This is a genomic window from Bradyrhizobium frederickii (genome assembly GCF_004570865.1).
Classification (GTDB): Bacteria; Pseudomonadota; Alphaproteobacteria; order Rhizobiales; family Xanthobacteraceae; genus Bradyrhizobium; species Bradyrhizobium frederickii.
The window spans coordinates 1-6,765 of record NZ_SPQS01000068.1 but is presented as its reverse complement, the minus strand read 5'-3'; the positions used below and the strand labels follow the sequence as shown (position 1 = coordinate 6,765).

At 61.2% G+C, this 6,765-nt stretch carries 9 protein-coding genes and 1 pseudogene; 5 read left to right on the top strand and 5 right to left on the bottom strand.

Features of this window, described 5'->3' with window-relative positions:
* The 3 genes and pseudogenes from E4K64_RS38845 to E4K64_RS38835 form a co-directional block, all read right to left on the bottom strand.
* Nucleotides 1-210, bottom strand: a 210-nt coding sequence (locus tag E4K64_RS38845; RefSeq protein ID WP_135162981.1) for a transposase, incomplete at its 3' end; no start/stop codon positions are given.
* Nucleotides 137-760 carry a trehalose-6-phosphate synthase gene (locus E4K64_RS38840; protein ID WP_135167596.1) on the bottom strand — a complete coding sequence of 208 codons (624 nt, stop codon included), beginning with the start codon at nt 758-760 and terminating at the stop codon, nt 137-139. The genes E4K64_RS38845 and E4K64_RS38840, both read right to left, overlap by 74 nt.
* A 658-nt stretch (nt 761-1,418) precedes the next feature.
* Nucleotides 1,419-1,679, bottom strand: a pseudogene (locus tag E4K64_RS38835) (transposase); the annotation flags it as partial.
* A gap of 714 nt (nt 1,680-2,393) precedes the next feature.
* On the opposite strand from E4K64_RS38835, the gene istA reads away from it, so the two are divergent.
* The 4 genes from istA (at nt 2,394) to E4K64_RS38815 (ending at nt 5,461) form a co-directional block, all read left to right on the top strand.
* Complete coding sequence (gene istA / locus E4K64_RS40940) at nt 2,394-3,026, top strand: IS21 family transposase (protein ID WP_205680573.1); 633 nt, start codon at nt 2,394-2,396, stop codon at nt 3,024-3,026.
* A gap of 442 nt (nt 3,027-3,468) precedes the next feature.
* Nucleotides 3,469-3,783: a hypothetical protein gene (locus E4K64_RS38825; protein WP_126262074.1), complete on the top strand. Its 315-nt coding sequence runs from the start codon at nt 3,469-3,471 to the stop codon at nt 3,781-3,783.
* A gap of 117 nt (nt 3,784-3,900) precedes the next feature.
* A complete protein-coding gene (locus E4K64_RS38820) occupies nt 3,901-4,575 on the top strand; it encodes a class I SAM-dependent methyltransferase (protein WP_126262073.1) in 675 nt (224 codons plus the stop codon).
* Between the two features lie 358 nt (nt 4,576-4,933).
* Complete coding sequence (locus tag E4K64_RS38815; RefSeq protein ID WP_205680572.1) at nt 4,934-5,461, top strand: DUF6538 domain-containing protein; 528 nt, start codon at nt 4,934-4,936, stop codon at nt 5,459-5,461.
* Here the strand turns inward: E4K64_RS38815 and E4K64_RS38810 are convergent.
* Nucleotides 5,430-6,038, bottom strand: a complete 609-nt coding sequence (locus E4K64_RS38810) for a hypothetical protein (protein ID WP_126262072.1) — start codon at nt 6,036-6,038, stop codon at nt 5,430-5,432. The genes E4K64_RS38815 and E4K64_RS38810 overlap by 32 nt on opposite strands.
* 4 nt (nt 6,039-6,042) lie before the next feature.
* A complete protein-coding gene (locus E4K64_RS38805) occupies nt 6,043-6,369 on the bottom strand; it encodes a hypothetical protein (protein ID WP_488225975.1) in 327 nt (108 codons plus the stop codon).
* A 162-nt stretch (nt 6,370-6,531) separates the two neighbouring features.
* Between E4K64_RS38805 and E4K64_RS38800 the strand changes: the two genes are divergently transcribed.
* The coding region (locus E4K64_RS38800; protein WP_135167594.1) for a transposase at nt 6,532-6,765 on the top strand (234 nt) is incomplete at its 3' end.

Here is a 6,765-nt window from a genome sequence, read left to right as displayed (position 1 = left end):
GACGGTGGGTTCGGCGATCCGACTCCCGCCGCCCGGACCGAAAACATCGGCAGCGCTGCCTTCGAGCTGGGCCTTCCACGATGTGATCTGATTGGGGTGAACGTCGAACTGCTCCGCCAGTTGCGCCAGCGTGCGGTCACCCTTGACGGCGGCAAGTGCCACCTTCGCCTTGAAAGCCGGAGTGTGGTTCCGCCGTGCTCGTCTGCTCATCGTCTCTCCTGATTCGCGGGTCAATCTTGCCCGCCGTCAGGCAGAAACTCCACTTATCGCGCTGTTCAGATTTGCGGGACCAGCTCATATGCAGGAAAAAGCCGATCGGCCCTTCGATGCCGAGCTTACGCAAATCTGCCGCGAGAGGAAATAAATGATAGTCGTGCACCCAGAATGCGTCCCGATCCTGCAAGCCAAACGCCGCGCGCGCGATGAAGTCGTTCATCTCTCGATAGCTGCGGTACCCCTCTTGCGTGCGCGATATCCGGTCGGACAGGGAGTGCAATGCCGGCCACAACGTCGAGTTCGAATAATCTCGATAGTAGCCTTGATAGTGCTCAACCGGAAGATCGAGCTTGGCCACGTGGCCTTTGCCAGCCTTCTCGAGCGGCAGAGGCTTCTCAGTCCCCTCGCCGCGGATGTCCGAGGAGAACATCCAGACCGCCTCGGAACATTCCAAGATTGGCTTGAGGCCTGCTGCAAGCCCACCGGTCTGGGGTTCATTGGGATCGAAGCGGGCGCCGCGGTTCGAAATGACGACCAGCTTCATTTTTGGCGCCTGGCCGACCAACTCGAGACGATCGTTAAGCTCGTTTGAGATAACAGGCTGGAAAGGACCTCCGATGGCGTATTGCTCCAGCTGCAGTGGGATCTCGCTCAGGCGTCGTTCACACGCCCCCTGTCCTATCGTTTCAGGTTGCTGAGCGGCGTGTAGTATAGCATCGGCGCTCAATGTCGCCGCTTGGAGCGCACCATGGACTCGATCCATTTCGTAACCCCGTTTGATGCTGTTCGCGGATCTGCCTCCAGTTATTTCTCAGCCCGACCTATTTCTAGCTCTCAAAACTAGCAGGTTGCTCTCTGGAAGCTGACCAGTCGCCCAGCCTAGTAGCAGCATCGCCGCTCGCATCCAGGACTGCGGCGCGTTGGTGACGGATGGGGCGCCTGCACGTCGGATTGAGAGGAAGACTACTTCGGACTTAATCGCGTTGGTGAGCGCACATAGGCCGTTGCCCTCACAAGCGGTCTCGGCGAAGATATGATGGGGCAACCTTCCACCTGCTCCGCATCGTTGACGCGCGGCGCTCCCCTAAGGCGAAAGATAGAGAAGTTTAGCGGTGCTCCTCTGAGCCTCAAGAGAAGAAGCAGCGCGGGCGCGCTGAAATGGACCCCGATTTTGGGACCAGAGGCTTAGTTAGGCTCAGGACTCATTGATTGAGATAGAAGGCGACTGAGGCTGCGATGCAGATCGCCGAGAAGAAGGTGTGAGCGCATCGGTCGTAGCGGGTGGCGATGCGTCGCCAATCCTTGAGTTTGGCGAATAGATTTTCGATCTTGTGCCGGGAGCGATAGAGGCCTTTGTCGTAGGCGAGCGGCTGCTTGCGGCTTCTGGTCGGCGGGATGCAGGCTTCCATGCCTTTGGCCTTCAGGGCCGCACGGAACCAGTTGGAGTCGTAGCCGCGGTCTGCGTGCGTGTTCCAGCCGATCGTGATCACGGATTCCAGGCCATCGTGATCACCCATTCCAGAGCATCGTGATCACCGTTTCCAGCTGATCGTGATCGCTATTTCCAGCGATCATGATCGGGGGACAACCAGGAGGCGCGCACCGCTGACAGTCTGCAACCGGGGTAGCTCGGTCTTTTGCTCAACAGCAGAGGATCGAGATGCCGACAGAGAGACTGTCCATGCGCCACATTCGCGAAGTTCTACGCCTGCACTACAGCGTCGGCATGTCGCAACGCGCCGTTGCCCGCAGCCTGGGCCTGGCCCAGGGTACGGTAGCAAGTACGTCAACCGAGCCCGCCGCGCCGGTCTGACCTGGCCGTTGCCAAAAGGAGCTGGATGACGACGTCCAGCTCAAGTGCCGCTTGTATCCGCCGCCCTCCGATCGCCCCAGCGAGGAGCGTCCGCAGCCGGATTGGACGCTCGTGCATCGCGAGCTGCGGCGCCGGAACGTCACGCTGATGCTGTTGTGGGAGGAGTATTGCGACGCAAACTCCGACAGCTTCGGCTATGCGTGGTTCTGCGAGCGCTACAGGGAATGGGCCGGTCGCCTCAAGCCGACCCTGCGTCAAGTTCATATCGCCGGCGAGAAGCTGTTCGTCGACTATTCCGGCCACACCATGGAGGTGGTTGACGGGCTCTCCGGTGAGGTGCGCAGCACGCAGATCTTTCGTCGCCGTGCTCGGCGCCTCGAACTACACCTACGCCGAAGCCAGCCTCAGCCAGAGCCTGCCGGACTGGATCGCCTCGCACGTTCGGGCATTTGCCTATTTCGGCGGCGTGGCCCGGCAGACGGTGAGCGACAATTTGAAGGCCGGCATCACCCGGGCCTGCTTTCACGAGCCGATGGTCAACCGGACCTATGCCGATCTCGCCCGCCATTACCGCACCGCCATCGTTCCGGCGCGGCCGTATCATCCGCGCGACAAAGCCAAGGTCGAAGTCGGAGTCCAAATCGTCGGGCGATGGATTCTGGCGCGCCTGCGCAACCGCCACTTCTTCTCGCTCATCGCCCTCAACGAGGCCATCCACGCGCTCCTTGGCGAGCTGAACGATCGACCTCTCCGGAGCTGGGGGCGAAGTCGGCGCGAACTGTTCGAGGAGCTCGATCGTCCGGCACTCACCCCCTTGCCGGATGAGCCCTACGAGTACGCCGAATGGAAGCGCTGCCGGGTCAACTTCGATTATCACATCGAGATCGCCAAGCATTACTACAGCGTTCCCTATAGCCTCGTACATCAGGAGGTCGAGGCGCGCATCACCCAAAAGACCCTCGAGATCTTCCTCCGTGGCAAGCGCGTAACCGGATAGAAAGGCGGCTGATCGCCTCCTCCCATAAGTGCTGCGGCGGGAAGCCACCGTTGTGCCAGTAGATTGCAACGATGGCGGCCGGGTCCGGATCAAGCCAAAGTCCAAACCGTATCCCATAAGCCGCGCCTCATACGGCACTTCGTCAACGACCTTCCAACCTGAATAGATACCTCCCATGAGGACTTCAGGGCACAGTCCCTCAATCATCTGCCAGCAATAGGCAAGATTGGTCTCTCGGTATTTCTCGTAGCGCTTCGCTGTTGCGGGATCGATATTCGGCAAGTTGTTGCGGTACGTGCCAGGGATGTAGATGGCGTTGCTGCCCTTCTTCAGTTTCGGAATGAAAAAGCCCGGGCAAGTGGTGTGGGGTCCAGGTCGAAGAAACGACGAATGATCCAGTGGTTCTTGGGCGGCGTGTTGAGCGCGAAGATGATGCGGATGGGTGCGCGATACGCTCAAGATCACGGGCGTGCAGCCCAATCACGGCTGGCGCCACCTCTGGCGCGAGATCGTGCGCGGCACGAAGATGAAGCCGGAGTTGTGCGACTACATGTGCGGCCACGAAAGCAAGAGCGGGACCGGTGCGCGGTACGGCAAACGAAAGGTGCCTGTACTCGCGAAGGAATTGGCCCTGTTCCCGAGGTTCAAGGTCCCGGCCTTGAATCGGCCGCCGGCGCCTCTCAAGCGGACGCGGCGCTCGCCGCAGCAGATCGCCGCGGACAAGGCCGAAAGGGCGGCCCGGCGCACGGCCGCCTGACGGCCCAGGGACGAAGCATGCTTGGCGAGACCCGAGACGCAGCCGCTCTACCTCCGCCTTCGCGGCGCGAGACGGTTCGTGCTAGTCATCAGGGGACGCAGACAGCGACGGCCCGCCTTGACAGCCACGACCATTGCCGACCCGCGATCCTTCATCCGAGCCAACACCCGGCTGCGGCCTGTGCCGCTGGTGCCGGAAATTGCGGTCTTCCTCGCCGATGAATCGTTGCCGCTCTGGCAGCAGACGGAGAACGAGCTTAACGAGGCCGGCCTTCCCCCGCCCTTCTGGGCCTTCGCCTGGGCGGGCGGCCAAGCGCTGGCGCGCTACGTGCTCGATCATCCCGATACCGTGCGAGACCGGCGCGTGCTCGACATCGCTTCCGGCTCTGGACTCGTCGGCATCGCGGCGATGAAGGCCGGCGCGGTCGGGGTGACCGTGTCCGACATCGACGCCTTCGCGATCGCGGCGGCCGAACTCAATGCGGAGGTCAACCAAGTCCACCTCACGTCGTGCGGCAAGGACATGCTGGATACTCAACCAAATGACCGATGGCAGACCATCCTCGCGGGCGACATTTTCTATGAGCGCAACACCGCGGCGCGTACCTTCGCATTTCTGGCCAACCATGCGCGGGCCGGCGCGACCATCTTGATCGGCGACCCCGGGCGCTCTTTCCTTCCGAAGGCAAAACTTGTCCGACTCACCGACTATCGCGTACCGGTGACCCGCGACCTAGAGGATGCCGAGATCAAGCATACGGCGGTTTGGACCATATCGCCGGATTCTCTGTAAGTTGCGTTGCGCGGCGTCAGTCGTGGTCTCGAGGAACTCAGGCGCGCAACAGCGCAAGCACCACCAGATCGAAGGCGGCATCGAGTTCGCCGCGTTCGAGCGCGGCTTCACGAAGTTGCCACGCGCTGATCGGGTCGTCCAGATCCCACAGCAGGAAGCGCGGACGGCGTACAGGGCAATGGCATCCAGCTGACTGGCAACCTGATGACGCTGTCGTCTAGTGGGGCGAGCCGGGGGCTCCGATACCAGACGGTGGTTGAGATAGTGGGAACCTCCACCAAAAGCACCTGAAGACCAATAATCCCTTGTTTATCAGGCTTTAGCTGGATAGCAAGGTGTGGTTTTCGGGTATGGTTTGATGGCAGACACCAAATATCTTCAGAAGAAGGGCAACACGTGGCGGGTGGTCGTAGAGATACCCAAGCCCCTTCGGCAAGCCGCCAACGGCAAGCCTCGCTTTGTGAAGTCGCTGGGCACCGAAAGCCTCACGGAGGCGAACCGGCTTAAGCACAGCCACGTTGCTGAGTTTAAGCGCCGCATCAAGATGTATGAGAAGGGGCAAGCTGACCCGCTCGCCGCCGCGATTGGCGCAGCCATCGCTTTCCGTGAAGCGTTTGCGACCTCCGATAACGAGTATTTGGAACACGGGGATCAGGAGAGCCGTGCAGCCAGCGAACTGCTCGACGTGGTGAACCAAGAGGCTGAAGCGCTCTTGGAGGCTCAAGGCCCCGAAGCGGAGCGGCTGTTCCGCAGTCTCGCGACCGGCAAAGCGACGCTCATCCGCGACCACTACCCGACGTGGCTGACCATCTGCGAGGGCACAGAGCAAACGAAGGCGCAACACGAGGCCGCCATCAAGCGCTATCTCGCTTGGGCTGGTGAATAGGCACGCGGACGTTACCGCTGCCGTCTCCGAACTTGTCAGCGAAGGTCTTGGCAGGCGATGCAAGACCAAGCCCCTTGTCGAGCGCCTTAAGGCCCTTGTAGGCCGCTACAGCACCGGCAAGCCCTTCGAGCGCAGCAGGGACATGAGAGGCTACGGTATCGAAGCCAACACCGCCGCTGCCGATTGCCCCCGCACCGGCGAAAGCACCGAGTTCGCCCACGCGCTTGGCGAAGGGGCTGATGAGCTTCTTTGCCGTCTGGTGCGTACCACCAACGAATGTCCCAGCGCTCTCGTCATAATTCCCCATGTCTGTGAGCTTGCTCAGAGCCGTGGCTTGGCGGACCAAGGATGACAGCGGGCCGTTGCCTTCGGCGTCGATGGCCGCAAGGTCCCTGTCGCTGAGCACGTCACCGCGCTTGACGGCTTCAATGGCGTTAGCGGCCTCCATGGAGGGGCTGTTTACGCGTTTCGCAGCGTCACCAAGCTCCCGCTGGACGTCGGCAACGGCACGGCTCGTGGCATCATAGGCGGTCTTGGCGTTGCCGAGCTTGTCAACTCCACCAGCGTTCTCCGCCACGCGGTTAGCCGGCCTTCGTCATCTTCGCTGCTGGATTCGACACGTCGAACACGATCACATCGGTGCGGTCGACCAAATCGGCATCCAGATCTTCGATCAACATCGCCTCCATTTCTTCTGCCGAATTCGGCCTGCCTCGCCCATCCGGACGGACTGCGGTCGATTTGACGCTATTCCCGAACCAGAACACGAGGTAGATTCCCATTCCGTCGGCCCCCGGATCGGAAGCGTAGTGCTGCAACTGCGTCGCGGCGGCAGTCCATACGTCCGGGTGAAAATGACGTTTCATCTCGATCGGAAGATTGCGGCCGGCTCCCGATAGGACGAGCACGTCAGTCGGCGTCGCGTCGCCTCGCGGTCGCCTTTTCTTTCGGACAGCGCCCACCCATCCGAAATGCTATCAAGGGCAGCCGGAACGTCTGGCCATGGTGGTCTGAGCCCCGCAAACTCCTCCAAGAATGGGTAGAGTCCGTCACCTCTGAGGAGATGGACCATGAAGCCAAGTCGGTTCACGGAAGAACAGATCATCGGGATTTTGCGGGAGCAGGAGGCGGGTGCGGCGACGGCGGATGTCTGCCGCAAACACGGGATCTCCAGCGCAACGTTCTACAAATGGAAGGCCCGGTACGGTGGTCTGGAGGTGTCCGACGCCAAGCGGCTCAAGGCGTTGGAGGACGAGAACACCAAGCTGAAGAAGCTCTTGGCCGAAGCAATGCTCGACAACGCC